23 protein-coding genes are annotated in these 20992 nt (G+C 69.3%); 8 read left to right on the top strand and 15 right to left on the bottom strand.

Features of this window, described 5'->3' with window-relative positions:
• Positions 1 to 70 precede the first annotated feature (70 nt).
• Together OG555_RS19985 and OG555_RS19980 are read left to right on the top strand one after the other, a co-directional pair.
• The gene (locus OG555_RS19985; RefSeq protein ID WP_329484422.1) at positions 71 to 832 is read left to right on the top strand and encodes an MBL fold metallo-hydrolase; all 762 of its coding nucleotides are present in this window, start codon (positions 71 to 73) and stop codon (positions 830 to 832) included.
• 111 nt (positions 833 to 943) lie between these two features.
• Positions 944 to 1414: a lamin tail domain-containing protein gene (locus OG555_RS19980; protein ID WP_329484421.1), complete on the top strand. Its 471-nt coding sequence runs from the start codon at positions 944 to 946 to the stop codon at positions 1412 to 1414.
• 187 nt (positions 1415 to 1601) lie between these two features.
• Here OG555_RS19980 and OG555_RS19975 read toward each other — a convergent pair whose 3' ends face one another.
• Positions 1602 to 2459: an MOSC domain-containing protein gene (locus OG555_RS19975; protein ID WP_329484420.1), complete on the bottom strand. Its 858-nt coding sequence runs from the start codon at positions 2457 to 2459 to the stop codon at positions 1602 to 1604.
• A gap of 77 nt (positions 2460 to 2536) precedes the next feature.
• Here OG555_RS19975 and OG555_RS19970 point away from each other — a divergent pair, with 77 nt between their 5' ends.
• The gene (locus OG555_RS19970) at positions 2537 to 3052 is read left to right on the top strand and encodes a helix-turn-helix domain-containing protein (RefSeq protein WP_329484419.1); all 516 of its coding nucleotides are present in this window, start codon (positions 2537 to 2539) and stop codon (positions 3050 to 3052) included.
• Here the strand turns inward: OG555_RS19970 and OG555_RS19965 are convergent.
• Entirely contained in the window at positions 3015 to 3821 is an 807-nt protein-coding gene (locus tag OG555_RS19965; RefSeq protein WP_329484418.1) for a spermidine synthase, read from the bottom strand. The genes OG555_RS19970 and OG555_RS19965 overlap by 38 nt on opposite strands.
• A gap of 202 nt (positions 3822 to 4023) precedes the next feature.
• Here OG555_RS19965 and OG555_RS19960 point away from each other — a divergent pair, with 202 nt between their 5' ends.
• Positions 4024 to 5016, top strand: coding sequence for a malate dehydrogenase (locus OG555_RS19960; RefSeq protein ID WP_329484417.1), 993 nt, complete (start codon positions 4024 to 4026; stop codon positions 5014 to 5016).
• 62 nt (positions 5017 to 5078) lie between these two features.
• Here the strand turns inward: OG555_RS19960 and OG555_RS19955 are convergent, their stop codons facing one another.
• The 6 genes from OG555_RS19955 to OG555_RS19930 all read right to left on the bottom strand — a co-directional run bounded on the left by OG555_RS19955 (position 5079) and on the right by OG555_RS19930 (position 9568).
• Positions 5079 to 5795 (bottom strand): transporter substrate-binding domain-containing protein, encoded by a 717-nt coding sequence (locus OG555_RS19955; protein ID WP_329484416.1) that lies wholly within the window; start codon positions 5793 to 5795, stop codon positions 5079 to 5081.
• Positions 5796 to 5805: 10 nt separating this feature from the next.
• Entirely contained in the window at positions 5806 to 6288 is a 483-nt protein-coding gene (locus tag OG555_RS19950; protein ID WP_329484415.1) for a GNAT family N-acetyltransferase, read from the bottom strand.
• A 26-nt stretch (positions 6289 to 6314) separates the two neighbouring features.
• Positions 6315 to 6545 carry a DUF3017 domain-containing protein gene (locus OG555_RS19945; protein WP_329484414.1) on the bottom strand — a complete coding sequence of 77 codons (231 nt, stop codon included), beginning with the start codon at positions 6543 to 6545 and terminating at the stop codon, positions 6315 to 6317.
• A 73-nt stretch (positions 6546 to 6618) separates the two neighbouring features.
• Positions 6619 to 7473 (bottom strand): bifunctional methylenetetrahydrofolate dehydrogenase/methenyltetrahydrofolate cyclohydrolase, encoded by an 855-nt coding sequence (locus OG555_RS19940; RefSeq protein ID WP_329484413.1) that lies wholly within the window; start codon positions 7471 to 7473, stop codon positions 6619 to 6621.
• 123 nt (positions 7474 to 7596) lie between these two features.
• Positions 7597 to 7947, bottom strand: a complete 351-nt coding sequence (locus OG555_RS19935) for a hypothetical protein (protein ID WP_329484412.1) — start codon at positions 7945 to 7947, stop codon at positions 7597 to 7599.
• The gene (locus OG555_RS19930) at positions 7937 to 9568 is read right to left on the bottom strand and encodes an ArnT family glycosyltransferase (RefSeq protein WP_329484411.1); all 1632 of its coding nucleotides are present in this window, start codon (positions 9566 to 9568) and stop codon (positions 7937 to 7939) included. The genes OG555_RS19935 and OG555_RS19930 overlap by 11 nt, the downstream gene beginning before the upstream one ends.
• Positions 9569 to 9733: 165 nt before the next feature.
• On the opposite strand from OG555_RS19930, the gene OG555_RS19925 reads away from it, so the two are divergent.
• Complete coding sequence (locus tag OG555_RS19925) at positions 9734 to 10720, top strand: pirin family protein (RefSeq protein WP_329484410.1); 987 nt, start codon at positions 9734 to 9736, stop codon at positions 10718 to 10720.
• On the opposite strand, the gene OG555_RS19920 is transcribed toward OG555_RS19925, so the two are convergent.
• Entirely contained in the window at positions 10717 to 11028 is a 312-nt protein-coding gene (locus tag OG555_RS19920; RefSeq protein ID WP_328523911.1) for a cupin domain-containing protein, read from the bottom strand. The two genes, OG555_RS19925 and OG555_RS19920, sit on opposite strands and share 4 nt — an antisense overlap.
• A 71-nt stretch (positions 11029 to 11099) precedes the next feature.
• On the opposite strand from OG555_RS19920, the gene OG555_RS19915 reads away from it, so the two are divergent.
• The gene (locus OG555_RS19915) at positions 11100 to 12044 is read left to right on the top strand and encodes a helix-turn-helix domain-containing protein (RefSeq protein WP_329484409.1); all 945 of its coding nucleotides are present in this window, start codon (positions 11100 to 11102) and stop codon (positions 12042 to 12044) included.
• Here OG555_RS19915 and OG555_RS19910 read toward each other — a convergent pair.
• The 3 genes from OG555_RS19910 to OG555_RS19900 are packed head-to-tail and all read right to left on the bottom strand — an operon-like array spanning position 12026 to position 15457.
• On the bottom strand, positions 12026 to 13519 hold the full coding sequence (locus tag OG555_RS19910) for a peptide ligase PGM1-related protein (RefSeq protein WP_329484408.1): 1494 nt from the start codon (positions 13517 to 13519) through the stop codon (positions 12026 to 12028). The genes OG555_RS19915 and OG555_RS19910 overlap by 19 nt on opposite strands.
• 42 nt (positions 13520 to 13561) lie before the next feature.
• On the bottom strand, positions 13562 to 14191 hold the full coding sequence (locus OG555_RS19905) for a phosphotransferase (RefSeq protein ID WP_329484407.1): 630 nt from the start codon (positions 14189 to 14191) through the stop codon (positions 13562 to 13564).
• Positions 14192 to 15457 carry a glycoside hydrolase family 18 protein gene (locus OG555_RS19900; protein ID WP_329484406.1) on the bottom strand — a complete coding sequence of 422 codons (1266 nt, stop codon included), beginning with the start codon at positions 15455 to 15457 and terminating at the stop codon, positions 14192 to 14194.
• 97 nt (positions 15458 to 15554) lie between these two features.
• Here OG555_RS19900 and OG555_RS19895 point away from each other — a divergent pair, with 97 nt between their 5' ends.
• Positions 15555 to 15995, top strand: coding sequence for a GNAT family N-acetyltransferase (locus OG555_RS19895; protein ID WP_329484405.1), 441 nt, complete (start codon positions 15555 to 15557; stop codon positions 15993 to 15995).
• Positions 15996 to 16005: 10 nt separating this feature from the next.
• Here the strand turns inward: OG555_RS19895 and purH are convergent, their stop codons facing one another.
• The 3 genes from purH to OG555_RS19880 are packed head-to-tail and all read right to left on the bottom strand — an operon-like array spanning position 16006 to position 19470.
• Positions 16006 to 17565 (bottom strand): bifunctional phosphoribosylaminoimidazolecarboxamide formyltransferase/IMP cyclohydrolase, encoded by a 1560-nt coding sequence (purH, locus tag OG555_RS19890; RefSeq protein ID WP_329484404.1) that lies wholly within the window; start codon positions 17563 to 17565, stop codon positions 16006 to 16008.
• Positions 17562 to 18194 (bottom strand): phosphoribosylglycinamide formyltransferase, encoded by a 633-nt coding sequence (gene purN / locus OG555_RS19885; protein WP_329484403.1) that lies wholly within the window; start codon positions 18192 to 18194, stop codon positions 17562 to 17564. Before purN ends, purH begins: the two co-directional genes overlap by 4 nt.
• A gap of 10 nt (positions 18195 to 18204) precedes the next feature.
• Positions 18205 to 19470 (bottom strand): cell division protein PerM, encoded by a 1266-nt coding sequence (locus tag OG555_RS19880; RefSeq protein WP_329484402.1) that lies wholly within the window; start codon positions 19468 to 19470, stop codon positions 18205 to 18207.
• A gap of 175 nt (positions 19471 to 19645) precedes the next feature.
• On the opposite strand from OG555_RS19880, the gene OG555_RS19875 reads away from it, so the two are divergent.
• Complete coding sequence (locus OG555_RS19875) at positions 19646 to 20977, top strand: hypothetical protein (protein WP_329484401.1); 1332 nt, start codon at positions 19646 to 19648, stop codon at positions 20975 to 20977.
• Positions 20978 to 20992 lie beyond the last annotated feature (15 nt).

The following is a 20992-nucleotide window of genomic DNA, read 5'->3' as shown; positions in this document are numbered from 1 at the left end:
GCCCGATCTTCAGGAACTGTGGCTCGCGGGCCAATGGTGGATCGGCGCGCCGGAACCGAAGATCGTGGACATGAAGATCACGCACATCGGCGGCCCGACCGCCGTCGTCAGCCTTGGCGGGCTGACGTTCCTGACCGACCCCGCCTTCGACGAGCCCCGGGACTACCAGCTGCCCGGCCGGGTGATGACCAAGCTGACCGGCCCGGCGATCCCGGCCGCGGAGCTCGGTCCGGTCGACGTCGTCCTGCTCTCGCATGACCAGCACAAGGACAACCTCGACGACGCGGGCCGCGCCCTGCTCCCGTCGGTCCCGACGGTGCTGTCGACCCCAGGGGCGGCCACCCGGATTCCCGGCGTACGAGCGTTGGAGAACTGGGAGTCCATCGAACTGCCGCGTCCGGATGGCGGCGTCGTCACGGTGACCGGCGTACCCGCACTGCACGGTCCGGAGGGCGCCGAGGCGGTGCTCGGTGTCGTCACCGGATTCGTGCTGACCGGTGCGGACCTGCCGACCGTGTACGTGTCCGGCGACAATGCGTCGATCGGCCTGGTCAAGGAGATCGCCGATCGCTTCGCGCCGATCGACGTGGCAGTCCTCTTCGCCGGTGGCGCCCGGACCACGCTGCTCGACGGCGCGGCGCTCACGCTGACCTCGGAGGCCGCGGTCGAGGCCGCACACCTCCTCGGCTCCGCGACCATCGTGCCCGTCCACACCGAGGGCTGGGCGCACTTCACCGAGGGCCCGGACCAGTTCCTCAAGGCCTTCGGCGAAGCCGGCCTGGCCGCCCGCGTCAGGATGCTCGAGCACGGGGTCGCGACACCGGTCGGTTGAGCCCTTGACGAGCACGCAGCGTGACGACTACCGTGCGACGGCCGGGGGGAACCGGCAGCCATGTTGATCAGGCCCGGGGGGAATTCGGGCCCACTGCCCAGGGGGAATCTTTTGTTCGCACGACGCTTCAACCTGCTCGTTTCCGGGTTCGCCGCTGCCGCGGTGACGGTCGCCGCGGCGGTCGTCGCACCGTTGTCCGCGTCAGCGGCGATCACGGTCGTGCTGAGCGGGATCCAGTACGACCCGCCCGGTCCGGACTACCGCACCAACGCGCAGCTGAACCAGGAGTTCTTCACGATCCGCAACATCAGCAGCAGGCCAATCAACCTGTCCGGGTTCCGTGTGCTGGACGTTGCGAACCATGTCTTCGCCTTCCCGCGCGGCTACGTCCTCGCCGGCCAGACGACGGCGATCGTCCGCACCGGTAAGAACCGCAACCGCGCGCAGACCCTGTACTGGAACCAGGGCAACTACATCTGGAACAACACCGGCGACACCGCCCGGTTCCAGACGCCGGCCGGCAAGACGTTCGACACCTGCACCTACAAGGCCGTCACCGGCCGCGCCCGCGTCGCCTGCTAGTACCGCGTCAAGCACCATCTCGGACGGGTGGAGGCTGATGGTGGTGCCTCCCGCGCGAACCAGGTCGGACCGTGCGCGTTGCCAGGTAGCTCCACCTGGTACGACGGATGCGCCGAACCCGCGGGGCGTCGACAGTTCGCAGCCGATGCCGGCAGCGGCGAAAGTACCCGGCGCACAAGTCTGCGGGCTAACGGCGGTTGGGGGCCGGGTCGGGGCCGGCCGGGATCCATTCGTGCACGAGGATCTCGTCGCCGACGTGAAGGGTGCCTTCGGCAAGCACCGCGGCCTTCATGCCGAAGCTGACCCCGCCGCCGTAGTCGGGCTGCCGCCGGTACGACGCGAGCGTCCGGGTCGGCTCGGGACCACACTTCTCGCCCGTCGACTGGTCGACGGTCGGGACCGCGCAGCGGATCGAGCGGGCCGAGTAGCCGATCTCGACCGAACCCGCGGACATCCGCAGGACCCTGTCCTCGGTATGCGGTTCCGGCCAGCCGGCCACGACGATGTTCGGGCGGAAGCGGTTCATGGGGATGGCGTCGCCACCTCGCTCGACGATCCGCTCGTTCAGCCCGTCCAGCGATGACAGGGACGTGATCATCAGCGCGTGCGCATCGCCGAAGCCGGTCTGGCCATGATGCACACCCCAGCCGGGCCGATCGTGCTCGGGCGTCACCCGGACCAGCGTGGCCGGCTTGCCGAGCCGCTCGGTGAACCACTCGTCCGCGGCCGGGTCCTGGACGACACCTAGCCCGAACCATTTCCCGAACAGGCTGACGTCGCGCCGCTTGCCGTCGTACTGGATCGGGATCTCGAGGTCCGGCGCGCCAGGGCCGGACAGCCGGATGGCGTCGCCGGCGAGCTCCGCGCGCAGTGCTGCCATCGCGGGCAGGCTGCGTTGACTGAGGAAGGTGCCGTCGGGCTCGACGAGCATGAAGTTCCGGTCGTTCCGCAGTCCCGCCGGACCCACCTCGGCCTGATCCACGGACACCCCGGAGAGCCCCTTGACGGGGTAGTAGGTCAGTGCGGCAATCCTCGCGACGGACATTGGCCAATCGTAACTTGACTCCTGTCACTTGATTTGTTTGTTCATGTTGAATTATGTTTGATCGCGAGGAGGTCACCATGGACCTGGAAGCGTTCGCGGGCGCCCTGCAGCGAGTCCGGCGGCAGGCGGGTTTGACCTATCGAGAGCTCGCCGACCACGCGCACTACTCGCACGCGCACCTGGTCCGCGCGACCAGCGGCCGGCAGTTGCCGTCCTGGGATGTGACGACCGCGTTCCTGACCGGCTGCGGTGTGCCGGCTGAGCTGCTCCCGGTGTGGCGACGGTACTGGGAGGCCGCGAGCCGCGATCCACAGGACGTCGTCGAACTGCTGCAGACCGCCGAGACGCTGGAGGACCTGGGAGCGGCGCTGTCCGCGCTCGCCCGGCCGAGGTCCCTGCGCACGTTGGAGCGGCTCACCGGCATCCCCAGGACCACCATCCAAGGCTGGTTACAGGGCAGCCGGCTGGCCCGCCGGGATCGGCTCGACCACCTCGTGCGCGCGATCGGTGCGACGCCCGACGAGCGGGCGGCGGTTGCGCAAGCCCTCGACCGGCTCAGCTCCGGAAGACTGCGGGCGGCGCCTGCGGCGTGACGAACCCTTCCGCATCGCTCAGCGGCGCCGCCTTCCCGGCCAGCTCGCTCAGCGGCATCACGTCGTACGGCGGCTGGGCCCGGCCGCCGGCCGTGGTCAGGTCGGGGACGGGCTGGGGCGACGCGACCAGGATGACGTTCCCGAATCCCTTGCCTCGCAGGATCTTCCGCTCGGCGAGCACCACGCCGTCGCCGATCACGGCCCGCACGGTGGCCGCCGTACGACGGATGAACGGCAGGCCGGCGGTTCCGTCGATCAGGTTCGCGACCAGTACGCCGGAGGGCCGCAGGACGCGGGCGCACTCGGTGAAGAACTCGGTGGTGACCAGGTTCGCCGGGACCGCCTCGTGCTCGAACGCGTCCAGGATCAGCAGGTCCATCGAGTCGTCGTACAGCTCGGTGATGCCGGCCCGGCCGGTGACGCCGCGCACCTTGATGCCGGAGCGCTTCGGCAGCGGCAGCGCCTCGCGGACGAACTCGGTCAGGTCCTCGTCGGGTTCGAGGACGATCTGCCGGGAGCGGGGGCGCGTCGTGGCGACGTACCGCGGCAGGCTGAGCGCCGCGCCGCCCACGTGGACGACGGCGACCGGCTGACGCCGGGGTGCCACCGCGTCGACGACGTCACCGATCCGGCGCATGTACTCGAACGACAGATGGGCGGGATCCGCAAGGTCCACCTGCGACTGCAGAGATCCGTCGACCCGCAGCACGAACGTCCCGTCGGCCGCTGCCTCAACGCTCGCGATCCCAGAGCCGACCCTGTGTTCCACCCACCCATCCTCTCAACCGCGCACTCCCGCCTGCCGAGCGACCTTGAGAAGCCACCAACCAATTTGCCGGGCGAAAAATGGTCGGTGGATGCTCAAAGTGGAGTTTGAGGGGGTGTGAGGAAGTACTCGGTGCCCCAGCGTTGGGTCGGTGGGCGTGGCTTGCTAGCGTCCGAAGCACCCACAAGCACAGAAGGAGCGTGTCGTGAGCACTACACCGGTGAAGGTGGCCGTTACCGGGGCCGCTGGTCAGATCGGCTACAGCCTGCTGTTCCGGATCGCGAGCGGCGCACTGCTCGGGCCGGACACGCCGGTCGAGCTGCGGCTGCTGGAGATCACCCCGGCGCTGAAGGCGCTCGAGGGGGTCGTGATGGAGCTCGACGACTCCGCGTTCCCGACGCTGGCCGGCGTGGAGATCGGCGACGACCCGAACGTCATCTTCGACGGTGCGAACGTCGCACTGCTGGTGGGCGCGCGGCCACGGACCAAGGGGATGGAGCGCGGCGACCTGCTCGAGGCGAACGGCGCGATCTTCACCGTCCAGGGCAAGGCGCTGAACGAGCACGCCGCGGACGACATCCGGATCACCGTCACCGGCAACCCGGCCAACACCAACGCGCTGATCGCGAAGAGCAACGCGCCGGACATCCCGGCCGAGCGGTTCGCCGCGCTGACCCGGCTGGACCACAACCGTGCGCTGGCCCAGCTGGCGAAGAAGACCGGTACGCACGTCACCGACCTGAAGAAGATGACGATCTGGGGCAACCACTCCGCGACCCAGTACCCGGACATCTTCCACGCCGAGGTGGCCGGCAAGAACGCGGCCGAGGTCGTGAACGACCAGAACTGGCTGGAGAACGACTTCATCCCGACCGTGCAGAAGCGCGGCGCCGCGATCATCGAGGCCCGCGGCGCGTCGTCGGCCGCGTCCGCCGCGGCCGCCACCATCGACCACACCCGCGACTGGCTGCGCGGCTCGGCCGATGGCGACTGGCTGTCGATGGCGGTCGTCTCCGACGGCTCGTACGGCGTCCCTGAGGGCCTGATCTCCTCCTTCCCGGTCACCACGAAGGACGGCAACTGGGAGATCGTCCAGGGCCTCGAGATCGACGACTTCTCCCGCGGCCGCATCGACGCCAGCACCGCCGAGCTCGGCGAAGAGCGCGACGCAGTCGCGGCTCTCAACCTCCTCGGCTGACCCCAACCCCCGCGAAGGCCCCCGGGACCACGTCCCGGGGGTCTTCGCGCGTCCTAGTGGAGTTAAAGCGCCGCGGGCGGCGCGACCGACGCGTCCGCCTGGCCTGAACGGACCAGCGCGTCGGCGACGAAACCGTTGGCCTTGAGCTCCTCGACCACACCATGCAGGTAGGCAACCGTCTCGGGGCTGCGCGTCTTCGTGGTGCCGACGGCCTGCCGGATCTCCATGAAGCGTTCGTCGATCAGCCGGACATCGGGGTTCTCGGCAACGAACCGCGCGATCGGCTGCCGGATGCCGGCGGTCGCCTCCAGCCCCTCGGCGCGGAAGATGTCGACGCCTTCGTCACCTCGCACAACCGTTGCCTGCTGCAACGTCCGGGTCAGGTACAGGTCGTACGCCGATCCCTGCTTCACGCCGATCCGGACACCCGGGCCGTCCACCTCGTCGACGGTGGTAAGCGGTGAGTCTGCCGGAACGGCGAAGACCCCTTCGATCACGACGTAGGGCGCCGTGAACGCGACCTCACCGGCCCGCGCCGGGTCGATCGCGAGGAAGCAGATGTCCGCCTGCCCGGAGGTCATCGCCTCGAAGGACTTCCGGGCCGCGTCGAAACAGACCAGCTCGGGCGGCACGTCAAGTCGCCGCGCAAGCTCCCGCGCAATGTCGACGGTTACCCCGGCCGGCTCCTCCGGCGTCCCTTGGGCCAGCACCGGATTCCCCAGATTGATAGACGCCCGCAACACCCCAGTCGGCGCCAAATCCTCACGAACACTCGTCATACCCGCGACCCTATGTGTGGTTCCAGGAGAAGGTGAACCGGTACGACACCTGGTGGCCGTTGTCGCGGGTGTTGCTGTCGGGCTGCCAGCCGGTCGATGCGTAGAAGCGTTGGCCCCGGTCGTAGTCGGCCAGGGTCCAGAGGATGGCTTCCGGGTAGCCGGCGGCCAGTTCGTCGAGGGCTTTGTGCATGAGTGCCGTACCGATGCCGGTCCGCCAGTACGTCGGATCCACGGCGATCGTGTCGAGCTCGCCCAGCTGTGGATCCAGCGGATCCCGGCTCGGGCCGACGCCGACCAGCCCGGCGACGACACCATCGTATTCCGCGACCCACCAGTTGCCCTCCGCCAACTCTCCTGCCCACCGGGCGACCCGGCCCTCGTCGAGAGCGATCGGCGGCATCAGCCCGACGAACCCCGCATTCCATGAGTCGACGTAGACCTCGACGACCCGTAGCGCATCGTCGGCTGACGCTGGACGGATGGTGATCGGCACCAGGCCGATTATGCCGGGCGCGCGAGTCAGTTCGGGACGATGAGGCCGAGGGTGGCGATGGACAGGCCTACCAGGACGAGGAGCGTGGTGTCGAACATGCGGCCGCGGACGCGGAGGAGGCCGGCTGCGTTGTCGCTGAGGAACGCGCGGAGGAAGCCGGCGAGGACGACGCCGGCGGCGAACACCAGCACGCCGTTGCGCCAGTCATAGAACGTGAGTACGACGAGGCCGGTCAGGCCGACCAGCAGCGACAGCACGAGAGGCCATTCGCTCCGGCGTCGAGCCTCTCCCGCCATCAGCACGTCACGCCCGCTTCGGCCGGCCGGGTCATCAGGCCAGGCTCGCTTCGGCGGCCTCGACGACGTTGGTGAGCAGCATCGCGCGGGTCATCGGGCCGATGCCGCCGGGCATCGGGGCGATCCACGCCGCCTGCTCGCGGGCGGCGGGCTCGATGTCGCCGACGATCTTGCCCTCGGCACTGCGGCTGGTGCCGACGTCGAGCAGTACGGCGCCCGGCTTCACCATGTCGGCGGTGATCAGGCCGGCCGATCCGGCCGCTGCGATCACGATGTCGCCGGTGCGGACGACCGCGGCGAGGTCGGTGGTGCCGGTGTGGCACTGCGTCACGGTCGCGTTCTCGGACTTGCGGGTGAACAGCAGCCCCATCGGCCGGCCCGCGGTCACCCCGCGGCCGACGACGACCACGTGGGCTCCGGCGATCGGTACGTCGTACCGCCGCAGGATCTCAACACAGCCCTTCGGGGTGCACGGCAAGGGACCGTCCTGGCCGAGCACGAGCTTGCCGAGGCTGACCGGGTGCAGACCGTCGGCGTCCTTGGCCGGGTCGATCAGGCCGAGGATCTCGTTGGTGTCGACGTGCTTCGGCAGCGGCAGCTGGACGATGAAGCCGGTGCACTCCGGGTTCTCGTTGAGCTCGCGGACCTTCGCGGCGATCTCGTCCTGGGTCGCGGTGTCCGGCAGCTCGACCTGGATCGACGAGATCCCGACCGCCGCGCAGTCGCGGTGCTTGCCGGCCACGTAGGCCCGGCTGCCCGGGTCGTCTCCGACCAGGATCGTGCCGAGCCCGGGCACCACACCCTGCTCGGCCAGCTTCGCGACCCGGACCTTCAACTCGTCCTTGATCGCCGCCGCCGTGGCCTTACCGTCCAGAATCTGCGCCGTCACGCCACCAGAGTCTGCCATGCGGCGGCAGGGTGGGGACCGCCAGGCCATCACAATCGGCGCTCGGCCGGGCGCCCACGCGGGACACCCGACCGAGCTGTGCAGTTGTGATGGGCTGGCGGTTCGTCAGCTCACCAGTTCGTACACGGTGGTATTGCCCACCGTGGTCGCCGTGAAGTTGGCGGCGACCCAGGACTGGATCTGGCTGGCGGCGGAGGAGTTGCCGCCGGCGCCGCCGCCGCTTTGGCCGCCGGAGATGTAGTAGGCGATCTTGCCTTCGGCGACCCATTCCCTGAACTGGGCCAGAGTCGGGGCGTCGTCGGTGCCGCTGAAGCCGCCGATGGCGATGACGGACTTCCCGGTGGCGAGCTCGAGCGACGCCGCCGACTGGGACCCGCTGGTCGCGGCGGCCCAGGTGGTGGTCGTCTTCGCCAGCAAGGCAGTCAGCGCGCTGCTCGCAGAGGCATTACCGCCCATCCCGCCACCACCCTGCTGCTGGGTCGTTGTGGTTGGACCTGAGCGGCTGGGTGGGGTTCCGCCAGATCCGCCGGGGCCACCGCCGTCGCCTGTGCGCATGCCGCCACCCATAGCGCTGGTGCTCGGGCCTGAGGTCGGGATCGAGCCGCTGTGCGTCTGCGAAGCCGTCGACACCGCGTATGCCGTACTCCCGAGACCGAGCGACACCACGAGCGCGAGCACCACAGCCGGGAGCAACCGTCGCACGTACCGGCCGCCGATCACGAGCGCTGCACCGATCACGCCGGCCGCGAGTACAACGTACTTCGCCCACGGCATGAAGTCCGCCGTACGGGCGAGCAACACGTAGTCCCACGCGCCTGTCGCCAGCACCATCGCGGCCAGCGTCAGCCGCGCCGACAGCGAAGCCCGTTGCTGCCAAGCGATCCACACACCAATCGCCACCAGCCCGGCGATCGCCGGTGCCAGCGCGATCGCGTAGTACGGATGCACCGTCCCACTCATGAAGCTGAAGACCGCCGCGGTCACGAGCAACCACCCGCCCCACAGCACGAGCCCGGCCCGCAAGCGATCCGTCCGCGGCGCGCGACGCGTCAGCCACAACCCACCGACCAACGCGATCAAATGCCGCAGGCAACAACCACGAGATCTCGGTCCCGAACGCGTCTCCGAACATCCGCGTGATCCCCGCACTCCCGCCGAAGCCGGTAGTCCCGTTGCCACCACCACCGCCGTTGCCCGAACCGCCCAGCAGTCGCCCGAGCCCGTTGTAACCAAGGGCAAGCTCCAGCATCGAATTGTTGGTCGACCCACCGATATCAGGGCGACTCGACGCGGGCCACAGTTCCACCAGCGCGACGTACCAGCCGGCACTCACGATCACCGCGCCCAACGCACCCAGCAGATGCAGCAACCGGCGGCGCAGCGACGTCGGCGCCGCGATCAGATACACCAGCCCGAACGCCGGCAGCACCAGGAACGCCTGCATCATCTTGGTCAGGAACGCGAACCCGATCGCCACCCCGGCCAAGGCGAGCCACCGCGCCGACGCCTTGTCCAGCGACCGTACGACGAAGTACGCCGCCGCCACCATGAGCAGCACGAGCAGCGCATCTGGGTTGTTGAACCGGAACATCAGTACGGCGACCGGAGTCAACGCGAGCGTCGTCCCGGCGATCAGCCCGGCCGCCGGCCCGGCGAGGCGCTTCACCGTCAGATAGAGCAGCCCGACGGCAGCGATCCCCATCAGCGCCTGCGGTGCCAGCACAGTGAAGCTGTTGAACCCGAAGATCCGCGCGAAGGCGGTCGCGACCCACAGCGCCGCCGGCGGCTTGTCGACCGTGATCGCATTTCCCGCATCGAGCGATCCGAACAGCCACGCCTTCCAGCTCTGCGTCCCGGCGAGCTCGGCCGCGGCGTAGAAGCTGTTGCCCTCACTGGAAGCGGTCAGATTCCAGAGGTAGAGGAAGGCCGTGCCGATCAGGAGGCCGAGTGCGGCCGGCCGGACGTACGCCGCTTGTCCGGCCGGCCCGCGGATGACCCGACGGACGCGACCCGGTGGACGCGCCGGCGGGTCGGGGCTCACGCTGTGGGTGCGGGGTGGGTCGAGCAGGCTCGTCATCGGTCGTCTCCAGTCACGTCGAGGGGTTCCACTGGAACGATGGCAAGCGGGTCTTCGGTCACCCTGCGCGTTCGCTGGGAGGTCGCTGTGAGCCGGGAATGCCCACCGTCTTGCCGCGGTTGGGCCATATAGTTTATTCTTGAACTACCCGAGCGAGGAGAAGACATGCCCGCCGTGACCGTCAGCGACATCACTGTGCTGCCCCGCGTCCATCAGCCCGATCCGGCCGTCGCGAACGAGCGGGCGGTGAAGTCGGTGACGTCGGCGCCGAGCGGCTTCGAGGGCGAAGGATTCCCGGTCCGGCGGGCGTTCGCCGGAGTCGATCTGCGAGACCTCGACCCGTTCATCCACATGGACCAGATGGGAGAGGTCGAGTACGCGCCGGGTGAGCCCAAGGGCACACCGTGGCACCCGCACCGGGGCTTCGAGACCGTCACGTACATGCTCGACGGGATCATGGAGCACCAGGACTCCAACGGCGGTGGCGGTGTCATCTCCAACGGCGACACCCAGTGGATGACCGCCGGCAGTGGGCTCCTGCACATCGAGACCCCGCCGGAGCACCTGGTGCTGAGCGGTGGCCTGTTCCACGGCATCCAGCTCTGGGTGAACCTGCCGAAGGCACTGAAGTGGGCACCGCCGCGCTACCAGGACATCCGCGGTGGTGACTCGGCCCTGCTGTCCACCCCCGACGGCGGTGCGCTGATTCGCGTGATCGCGGGCTCGGTCGACGGCCACGACGGCCCCGGCTCGACCCACACCCCGATCACCTTGGTGCACGCGACCGTCAGCCCCGGTGCCGAACTGGTGCTTCCGTGGCAGCCGGACTACAACGCGCTCGTCTACGTCCTCGCCGGTCAGGGCACGGTCGGCGCCGAGCGGCGCCCGATCCGCAAAGGCCAGCTGGCCGCCTTCGGCCCCGGCGACACGATCCGCACGGCGGCCGGTACGACGCAACCGCAGGCCGAACCGAATCTCGACGTACTGGTCCTCGGCGGCCGCCCGATCCGCGAGCCGGTCGCGATGGCCGGTCCGTTCGTGATGAATACCCGCGCCGAGGTCATCCAGGCCTTCGAGGACTTCCAGGCCGGCAAGCTCGGCAGCATCCCCGCCGTCCACGGCGCCCCGACGGAACTGCGCAGTACGGACTAACCCTCGGGATAGAACAAGAACAGGGTGCAGCCCTGGGTCGTCTGCGGGACGTGGGTCGACCCGGCCGGGCAGTGGATGAAGGAGCCGGCCGGGTAGTCGCGCGTACCGTCGTTGAACACCCCGTCCACGACGAAGACCTCCTCGGGTCCGGGGTCGTGGACGTCGATGCCCTCCCAGCTGGTCCCGGGGTCCATCTGCAGGACATACGCCGCCGCGACCGGACCGCGCCACAACGGCCGCAACCGGATGCCGGGGAAGAGCTCGCGCACGGGCGCATCGTGGACAGAGGCCGATTCGAAGGTCTGCATACCTCGATCATGCAGTTGTCCACAGGCTTGTCCCCAGTGTCTGGATAGTCCTGATCGGGTACTTTTCTGCCATGAGTCCGCATCGCGTCGTCGCCCTCGTGACGGCACCCCAGGCGAGCTTCGAGCTGGGGTGTGCGGCCGCGGTGTTCCGCGACGAGCGCTACCGCTTCAGCGTGTGCACCGACCGGCCCGGCGCGATCCGGACCACCGAGGGTTTCGACATGCTGGTCGGGTCCGGCCTGCGCGCTCTCGACCGCGCGGACACGATCATCGTGCCGGGCTGGCTGCCGATCGACCGGGAGCCGTCCACCGCCGTACTCCGTGCACTCGGCCGGGCGCATCGACGCGGCGCGCGACTGGTCAGCATCTGCTCGGGGGCGTTCGCGCTGGCCGCGACCGGGTTGCTCGACGGCCGCCGGATCACCACCCATTGGCGGATGGCCGACGACCTGCAGCGCCGGTTCCCGGCCGTCCAGGTCGATCCGGACGTGCTCTACATCGACCACGGCGACATCGCCACCAGCGCCGGCTCCGGCACGGGGATCGACCTGTGCCTCCAACTCGTCCGCAACGACCACGGCGCCGCGTACGCCGCGCAGGTCGCGCGGCGGATGGTGATGCCGCCGCATCGCGAGGGTGGCCAGGTCCAGTACCGGACCGAGGCTCCGCAGTCCACCCAATCCCTGGGCGTCGTGCTCGACTGGGCAACGGACCACCTCGCCGACCCGATCACCGTCGACGACCTGGCGGCGCGGCTCAACGTCTCACCACGCACTCTCGCCCGCCGCTTCGACGAGCAACTCGGTACGGCGCCGGGCCAATGGCTCCTCGCTCAGCGCATCGCCAGAACCCGTGTCCTGCTGGAGGAAACCGAGCTTGCGGTGGAGACCATCGCAGCCCGCGTCGGGTTGTCGTCGGCAACCAACCTCCGCCGCCGCTTCCGGACCGCCCTGCGGACGACGCCGAGTGCGTACCGTCGCGCCTTCCAGGAGGCTGGTCAACTCGGCAGACGCTGAACGGGCCGGCTGGTCCGGGGTCCGGTCAAGGTGGCGATCGTTCGGGCCGTGTCGTCGTACAAGGAGCGCGCGTGGTCGGGTGACAGGCCGATCGCGGTCAAGCCGAGGCGGCCGTCGATCGCGAGGCAGGACAACATGTGCAGGACCACGCCTGTTCCGCTGCGCCGGTCGAACTGGAGTCCCGCGTCGGAGACCGCTCGGATCACGTCCACCGGCGAGAGACCGAGCCAGTTCGGGTCGATCAGGTTGTCGGTCGCGGTGTAGCACCTGGACGTTCCGTCGACGGCGCGCCAGCTCCCGTGTTCAGGCTGGTACTGCCCGGGTACCAGGTGTCGCAGAGCGCTGTAGGGATGGGTCGTACCGCCTTTGCGGAGATTGATCTCCAGCGCGTACAGGCTCCATCGCCCGGCCTCGTCGGCCGCCGCCATGAAGTCGGCGCCCAGCCTGCCGACCACGCCGTGGTCGGCGAGCGATCGTCCGATCGCGAGCCCGTGCGCCGCGAGGTCCGGCGAGTACGCCGGGTTCGCGGGGAACCGGCAGCCGGAGTAGATCTGATGCGTCGCGCCACCCAGCACCTGCTCGTGTGTCGACACCACCACTACGTCGCCGTACGGCGAGATGTCGAGCTGGACACTCGGACTGGCCGCGGCCGCGCCGGTGACGAGCTCCTCCACCACCGCGCCGTGCGCGAGGTCGGCCTGGTACCAGGCCGGGGTCGCCTCGAGCTGGGACCGGATCTCCGCGTCGGTCAACTCGCGGCCGGTGGCGTCGCACAGGTCGACGACGACGTTGCCGTCGCCTGCGCCGCTGTCGTCGTGCTTGACGACGACCCCCAACGCGTCCGGCCGCTGCGCGCGAATGCCTCTGACGGCCGCGCAGACGTCATCGATCGAGCACACCCCTTCGCAACCGGCCAAGACCGGCACGCCCGCCTCCCGGAACAGCCGGCGCCCCGCACTCTTGAACCCGAGCGGCCACAGCCCGGGCATCGTTCCGTTGATGGGGGTGTCGAGCCGGATCGCGATCTCGATCTCGTGATCGGTCACGTTCCACGGCTCGATGAAGGCCGGCCGGCCACCGATCAGCGCACGGATCCGGCGCAGCAGGTCGGGCCGGTCCAGCAGCTTCTCCGCGACCGAGCGGTGGCTGAGGTCGTCGACAGCGAGGATCCGGAGACGGTCCCGGTAGTCGATACGACGCGACACCGGCACGAGGCTGACGTAGTACTCGAGCACCTCCCGCGACGGTGCCTCGGAACAGACGAAGACCATCTCGCAACGCTCGACGCGCGGCAACATCAGCGACGCGAGGAGATAGCGATGCTCGAGCGCGGGAAGCCGGGAGGCGTAGTGCGACAGGAACGACTCGCCGAGGCTGAACGACGGAAGGACAACGAGGACGTGTGGTGGTCCGCCCGGGCGGTTCATCGACCAAACCGCCCCGAGCCCACGCTGCAGCTCCCTGATGTCGCTCATCACCGCCCACCCCACGGCCAGCGTACGCCGGGTCTGTGGGCCCTAGGAGGCGTTGTCGAGGTCGATGTAGTAGGCGATCCGCGGGTCGTCCGGGTCGGCGCCGTACGTCTCGACGAAACGGCGGGCGGCCGGCGGTCCGCCGTACTGGGGATTGAGTTCACCGCGGAGGCTCTTGAACATCAGCGCGAGGTCGATGTACCGATCACCGGTGCCGAGGCGGCTGAGGTCGAGGATGCCGGTGAAGCGCAGCGTCGCCGGGTCGATGAAGACGTTGGGCGCCGCGTAGTCGCCATGCGTGACGGCGTCGCCTGCACCCGGGAACGGCGACCTGAACGGGCAGTCCGTCAGCTCGTCCAGCGCGCGCAGCCCGTCGGCGATCGCACTCAACACACCCGGTCGATCGCGCGCCGGCCACGGCTGGGACGCGTCGCGGCCGGTGAGTTCGGTGGTCAGCAGCCAATTGTTGCCACGATCAACTATCCGGGGGCAGGGGAAGCCGGTCGAACCGAGCCAGGCGAGCCGGTCGGCCTCGGCGTCGATGCCCGGTCCGGCCTTGTAATACAGGCGTTGCGGGCCGCGATCGAGCCGGACGACGGTCGCCGCGGAGTTACCGAGGTGGATCGGCTCGGCACCGTCAGCACCGAACCGATCCACCAGCGCATCAAGATCCACTCACCGAAGGTTACGGTGCAACGCCGAGATCAGCTCCCCATTTCCGGTGTCGCCGTCGAGCGACCAGATCATCGCGCCGCCGAGATCGCGCTGCGAGATGTACTGCGCCTTGCGCTGCATCTCGACCGGGTCGTCCCAGGTCCAGAACGTCGTACCGTCGAACAGCCAGGCGAACCCGGCCTTGTTGTCCCGGTAGACGCTGTAGTTGGATAGTGTCGCCTTGAGCAGGCGGTAGTCCTCCGTACCGGCTTCGTACGTTGCCGGCGCGGGGCCGGTCGAGGGCTGGAACAGGCCGTGGTTCTGGTCCGTGACGCCGGTCCAGCCGTGGGAGTAGAACGGCACCCCCATCACGAGTTTGCTGCGCGGCGCACCCCGGGACAGATATGAGTCGATCGTCACCTGCGAGCTGAACTCCGGTGTGGTCGGATCACCCTTGGGTCCGTCGATCGCGGACTGCTGGTTCGTCAGCTGCTCCCACGGACCGTGGTAGTCGTAACCCTGCGTCGTACCGAAGGTCAGGTCCTTGAACAGCTGGCGGACCTCGAAACCCTTGTCGATCATCGTGGGATTCGCCGGCAGGAACGCGGTCAGGTTGTAGCGACCGGGCCGCGACAAACGGTCCAGTTGCTTGCGGTACTCGTGCACCAGGGCGGTGAAGTTCTGCTTGTCCTCGGGCCGGATCACGTTGCCCGGGTTGCCCTCGCTGGCAGGCCACTCCCAGTCGAGGTCGACGCCGTCGAAGATCCCCTTCGCCGCGCCGGCGGGCAGGCCGGGCAGGTTGCCCTTCAGCCACATGTCCAGGCAGGACTTCACGTGCGCGGCTCGCGAGGCAGGCGTGAGGGCGGCGTCGGAGAAGTGCGCCGAGCCGGTCCAGCCGCCGAGTGAGATGCTGATCCGCAGCTTCGGGAACTTCTGCTTCAGCTGCTTGAGCTGGTTGAGGTTGCCGTTGAGCACCTGACCGGGCTCGTCGGCCGTGCCGTTCACGCTCTGCTCGGCGCTGAACGGGCGCTGGTAGTCGGCCCACGGATCGCTGCTCACGCAGTTCCCCTGGGCGTCGAGGAATCCGAACGCGTAGTTGATCTGGGTCAGCCGGGCGGCGGACCCGTTCTTGACCAGATCGCTGACCAGGAAGTTCCGGTCGTACCCACTCCAGTTGGTGTAGTACCCAACCACTCGCTTGCTGCTGTGCGCTTCGGCCGGTACGGCGATGGCCCCCGCCATCACGACCGCGGCCGTCACCAGCAGCCCCACACTCCGACGCTTCATCGAACCCCCAGCGGACCACCTCAGCGGGACAGATGCGGTCACCCTAGGCCCGTTCCGGCGATTTACACAATGTCTCTGCGAAAACTAATCTGGCCTCGTGATCAGACCCGCCACCGAGGCCGACGCCGACGTCGTCACAGCCATCGCCCAAGCGGCCTTCGAGCACTACATCCCGCGCATCGGAGTCCCGCCGATCCCGATGCTGCTCGACTACCCGGCCGCGATCCGCGCCGGCAAGGTCTGGGCCGCGACCGACGACGCTGTGGTCGTCGGCTTCGTCCTACTGGAAGACGAGCCGGACGCCTTGCTACTCGACGTACTCGCAGTCTCCCCGGCAGCCCAGGGCCGTGGCATCGGCTCGCACCTGCTCACCTTCGTCGAGACCGAGGCACGCCGCCGTGGCTACACCCGCATCACCCTCTACACCAACGAGGCCATGACCGAGAACCTCGCCTACTACCCCCGCAACGGCTACGTCGAAACCACCCGCGAAACCGTAGCCGACCGCCACCGCGTGTTCTTCCAGAAGACCCTGTGATGCCTTTGAGTTAGTGGAAGAAGTGGCGGGTGCCGGTGAAGTACATGGTGATGCCGGCCTTCTGGGCGGCTTCGATGGCTGCTTCGTCGCGGATGGAGCCGCCGGGCTGGACCACTGCTTTGACGCCGCCTTCGATGAGGACCTCGAGGCCGTCGGGGAACGGGAAGAAGGCGTCGGACGCGGCGACGGAGCCGGTGGCGCGGTCGCCGGCGCGGGAGACGGCCAGGCGGCAGGAGTCGACGCGGTTGACCTGGCCCATGCCGACGCCGACCGAGGCGCCGTCGGAAGCCAGCAGGATCGCGTTGGACTTGACCGCACGGCAGGCCTTCCACGCGAAGGCCAGGTCCGCCAGCACCTCGGGTGACGCGGCCTCGCCGGCCGCGAGCGTCCACGCGGACGGGTCGTCGCCGGGAGCCTGGAACCGGTCGGTGTGCTGCAGCAGCAGGCCGCCACTCACCGCGCGCATCTCCACCTGCTCGGCCGAGGACAGAGCCGGCGCGACCAGCAACCGGATGTTCTTCTTGCCCTGCAGGATCTCGACCGCACCGTCCTCGTACGCCGGCGCCACCAGCACCTCGGTGAAGATCTCCGCGACCTGCTTGGCCATCTCCACCGAGACCGGCCGGTTCGTCGCGATCACACCGCCGTACGCCGAGACCGGGTCGCACTCGTGGGCCCGCCGGTGTGCCTCGGCGATGTCCTTGCCGACCGCGATGCCACACGGGTTCGCGTGCTTGATGATCGCGACCGCCGGCTCGCTGAAGTCGTACGCCGTACGGCGAGCAGCGTCGGCGTCGACGTAGTTGTTGTACGACATCTCCTTGCCGTGCAACTGCTCCGCGGCCGCCAGACCACCCCGGCCGTTCACGTACAACGCGGCCGGCTGATGCGGGTTCTCGCCGTACCGCAGCACGGCCGCCTTCTCCCAGGTCGCGCCGACCCACTCGGGGAAGCCGGTGCCCTCGGAGGTGTCGGTCAGCGCGCTGCCCATCCAGGACGCAACGGCAACGTCGTACGACGCCGTGTGCACAAAGGCATCCACCGCCAGCCGCTGCCGCTGCTCCAGCGAGAAGCCACCTGCGGCCAACGCCTCCAGAACCTCGCCATAGCGCGACGGAGACACCACCACCGCGACGTTGGCGTGGTTCTTCGCGGCACCGCGGACCATCGAGGGACCGCCGATGTCGATCTGCTCGATGCACTCATCCACCGACGCGCCGGATGCGACGGTCTCGGTGAACGGGTACAGGTTGCTCACCAGCAGATCGAACGGCTCGACCCGCATCTCGGCCAACTGCTCGACGTGCTCGGTCTTGCGGACGTCGGCCAGCAGACCGGCGTGCACCTTCGGGTGCAGCGTCTTGACCCGCCCGTCCAGGCACTCCGGGAACCCGGTCAGCTCCTCGACCTTGGTCACGGGTACGCCGGCCGCCGCGATCCGGCCCGCGGTGGAACCGGTCGACACGATCTGGACGCCGGCCTCGGACAGCGCCTTCGCGAGCTCCTCCAGACCCGTCTTGTCGTAGACGCTGATCAGCGCCCGGCGGATCGGCCTGCGGTCGGTGCTCACTTCAGTCGAACCTTTCGTCCAGTGATGGTCCAGCCCTCGCGGACCAGGCGGCCGACCCACTCCACCAGCTGGCGGCGTTCGACCTCCTTGATCCGTTCGGTCAGGGTTTCTTCGGTGTCGTCGTCCTCGACCGGTACGACGACCTGCGCGATGATCGGCCCGGTGTCGACGCCGCCGTCCACGAAGAACAGCGTCGCCCCGGCCACCTTGACGCCGTACTCGAGCGCGTCCCGGGGCCCGTGGATCCCGGGGAACGCGGGCAGCAGTGCGTTGTGGGTGTTGATGTACCGGTCGCCGAAGGCGGCCAGGAAGTCGTCACCGACCAGCTTCAGGAACCCGGCCGACACCACCAGGTCGGGCTTGTGCTCCGCGACCGACGCGGTCAGCGCGCGGTCCCAGTCGGACCGCTCGGCGTACTCCTTGACCTTGTGTACGAAGGTCGGCACCCCGGCGTTCGCGGCCCGGTCCAGCCCGGCGATCCCGTCCCGGTCGGCGCCGACGCCGACGACCTGAGCGCCGTACGCCGGATCGGCGCAGGCATCGAGCAGGGCCTGCAGGTTCGACCCCGAGCCCGACACGAGCACGACGAGGCGCGCAGGATCGGGAGTGGGCGCAACGGGGTCTGTCACGCGGGAAACCTTATCGCTCGGCGTCGGCCTCGCTGTCGGCCGGTCGGCGGGACGCGACCACCGCGGCCGTGATCGAGGCCCCGATCGCCATCCCCGCGGCCAGTACGCCGGCCGCCGCCAGCGCCCCCGGGATCCCGACAGCAGCCATCCGGCCAGGCCCCGCCGAGCCGCCGGACATCGCCATCAGCACGTAGAGCAACACGGCGGCGAGCAGGGCTGCCATACCGCCACGCAGGGCGAACGCATCCCAGCCCAGCGCCTCAGCGTCCTGATCCGCGAGTCCACGCCGCACCACGACCAGTCCGGCGACCGCGCCGGCGACCAGCGGCACCACAGCCGTCAGGACGAGCAGGTACGACGGTGTCGCCCCATCCGCGGGTACGGCGGCCAGCAGCGGAAGCGCAGGCAGGTTCCCGACATCCACTCCGGTCGGAGCGATCGTCGTACCCACTCCCAGCTGGAATCCGGGTCCGGCGAGGAAGGCGACGACGTAAAGGATCATGTTCGGCACCAGCATCAGGCAGATGGCGAACAGCACCACCGACCCGATCACGCCGGCGTCCAGGAGCTCCAGCATCCCGGTGATCCGGGAGAAGTGGATCGCCAGCAGTACGGCGTACAGGATCGAGGCGATCGCTATCACGGTCAGTACGGCGGCGATCGCGGCCGGCACGGCGTCCCGCAGACCGCTGGGAGTCGCGTCGGCGAGGTCGGCGCCCGCACCGGACTCGACCAGTACGCCGAGGGTCCCGGCCACCAGCGCGATCGACGCGGCACCGAGGAACGCGGACAGCGGACTGACCTTGAGCGGACCGTCCGCCGTGAGCAACGCCACCACGAGCGCACCGAGGCCGTAGACGACGGCGAAGGTCCCGGACAGCAGGATGAGGTCCCGGGTCCGGTCCGCGGCGCTGGTGCGGGCGGCGGACTTGCCACCGCGATACAGACACCAGCCGAAGAACAGGGTCAGGCCGAGCGGCGCGACGGTGAGAGAACCGGTGCCGAGTGTCACACCGGCCTTGTGAGCGACCAACCAGGCCGATGCGCCCGCGCGGATCGCTCCGGAGGCGCCGCCGAAGGTCGCGGCCAGCCAGCCGATCACAGCGACCGCGGCACAGGTGAGCAGGCCGGTCAGCAGGCAGGCGCCGGCGGAGATCACGGCCGACACGACCACCGGCTTGGTCGGGGCGGCGACCGGATCCGAAGCGGGGGCGGGCCCGGGCGCCTGGTGTGGTCCGCCGTCACGGGCGCCCGGACGGCTCAGCATGTCGGTCATCTGACTCCCATCGTCCCCCCGGCGCTGGACACCACTCGTCCTGACACGCCGGATATGGAAGACTTCAGCCCGCTTGCTCACGCTCGGTTCGCAGGCCCTCGCCTGCGAGTAGCTGACGGTGGGCGGTGTGGGCCCACCGGGTACTGTCGGGTGGAATCAGTCAGGAGGTCGAGCTTTGGCCGGTTCCCACCGCGCACAGCGCGGCGGCGGTCGCGCCGCTGCACGGGAAGCGCGCCGGCAGAAGGCGCGCAAGCGGAACCAGACGATCGCCGCGGGAGCAGCGGTCGTGGTGCTGGTCGGCGGCGGCGGAGTCGCGGCGCTGAACGCGTTCGGCGGCGACAACTCGCCCGGCCAGAAGGTCGGCAGCGGCCCGTCCGACGACAAGTCGTCCGACGCGAACGTGCTCGCCGACGACAAGGTGCTGCTCGACGCCGCCACCGCGAAGCCGCTGGCCGCGACCGGCACCTGGGCGGTCGCCAAGACCTCCGACGGCAGCACCGCGCCGGAGAAGGCGTTCGTCTGCCAGTCCCAGCGGTTCGCCGACCCGGCCGGGCTGCGCACCTGGGTGCGCACCTTCCAGAACGCGACCACCAAGGACACCGCGGTGCAGTACGTCGAGGTGTCCAACGACAAGGCCGCCGCCGGCAAGGCGTACACCTCGGTCGTCGGCTGGCTGAGCCAGTGCTCGGTCCCGAAGACCCGGCTCACGACCAGCTACGTCACAACCGGGGTCGGTGAGCGCGGCGTGATCGCGGTGTTCGGCCAGCCGTCCGGCACCAAGACGCGGTACAAGACGATCGCGGTCACACTGGCCGGTCAGGCCACGATGGTGCTCGAACACGACACCCTCGCAGCCACGCCGCCCCCGCCAGGTCCGATCCTGGCCACGGCGAACGTCGCGGCGAAGCGGATCTGCGCCCAGTCCGGCGGCTGCGGCGCCGGGGCGCCGGTGGCGAGACCGGGCCTGCTGCCGAGCAGCGAGGCGCCCGGGTTCATGGCGCCGGTCGACCTGCCGGTGCTGGACGAGATCGACAAGCCCTGGGTGAGCGCACCGGCCAAGACCGGCGGCGGCACCGGCTGCGAGCGGATGAACTTCACGAAGGCGAAGGCGACGAAGTTCGGCTCACTCACCTACGTGACGCCGGAGGCGGACGTGCCGACCGTGTTCGGCCTCGACGACACGATCGCGAAGTTCGCCACGCCGACGGCGGCGGGCGCGTTCGTCGCGCAGGTCCGCAAGAACGTGGACGGCTGCGAGAAGGACGTCTCGACCGCGAAGGTGAAGTCGACCGGCACGATCGCGTCCGGCACGATCAAGGGCGAGAGCTGGCAGGCGTCGTACGACACCGGCGGTGGGAACAAGTTCACCTACCGGATCGGCATCGCCGGGTCCGGCGACCGCGCGGTCTACCTGGTGTTCCCGGTGCTCAAGGACCTGGACATCTCGGACACGGCGTTCAACGAGACGCTGACCCGCGCGGCCGAGCGCTCCTCGACGTACAAATGAGAACGGGACCCGTGG

Source organism: Kribbella sp. NBC_01484 (assembly GCF_036227145.1).
Taxonomy (GTDB): domain Bacteria; phylum Actinomycetota; class Actinomycetes; order Propionibacteriales; family Kribbellaceae; genus Kribbella.
This window is presented reverse-complemented; position numbering and strand designations above follow the sequence as displayed.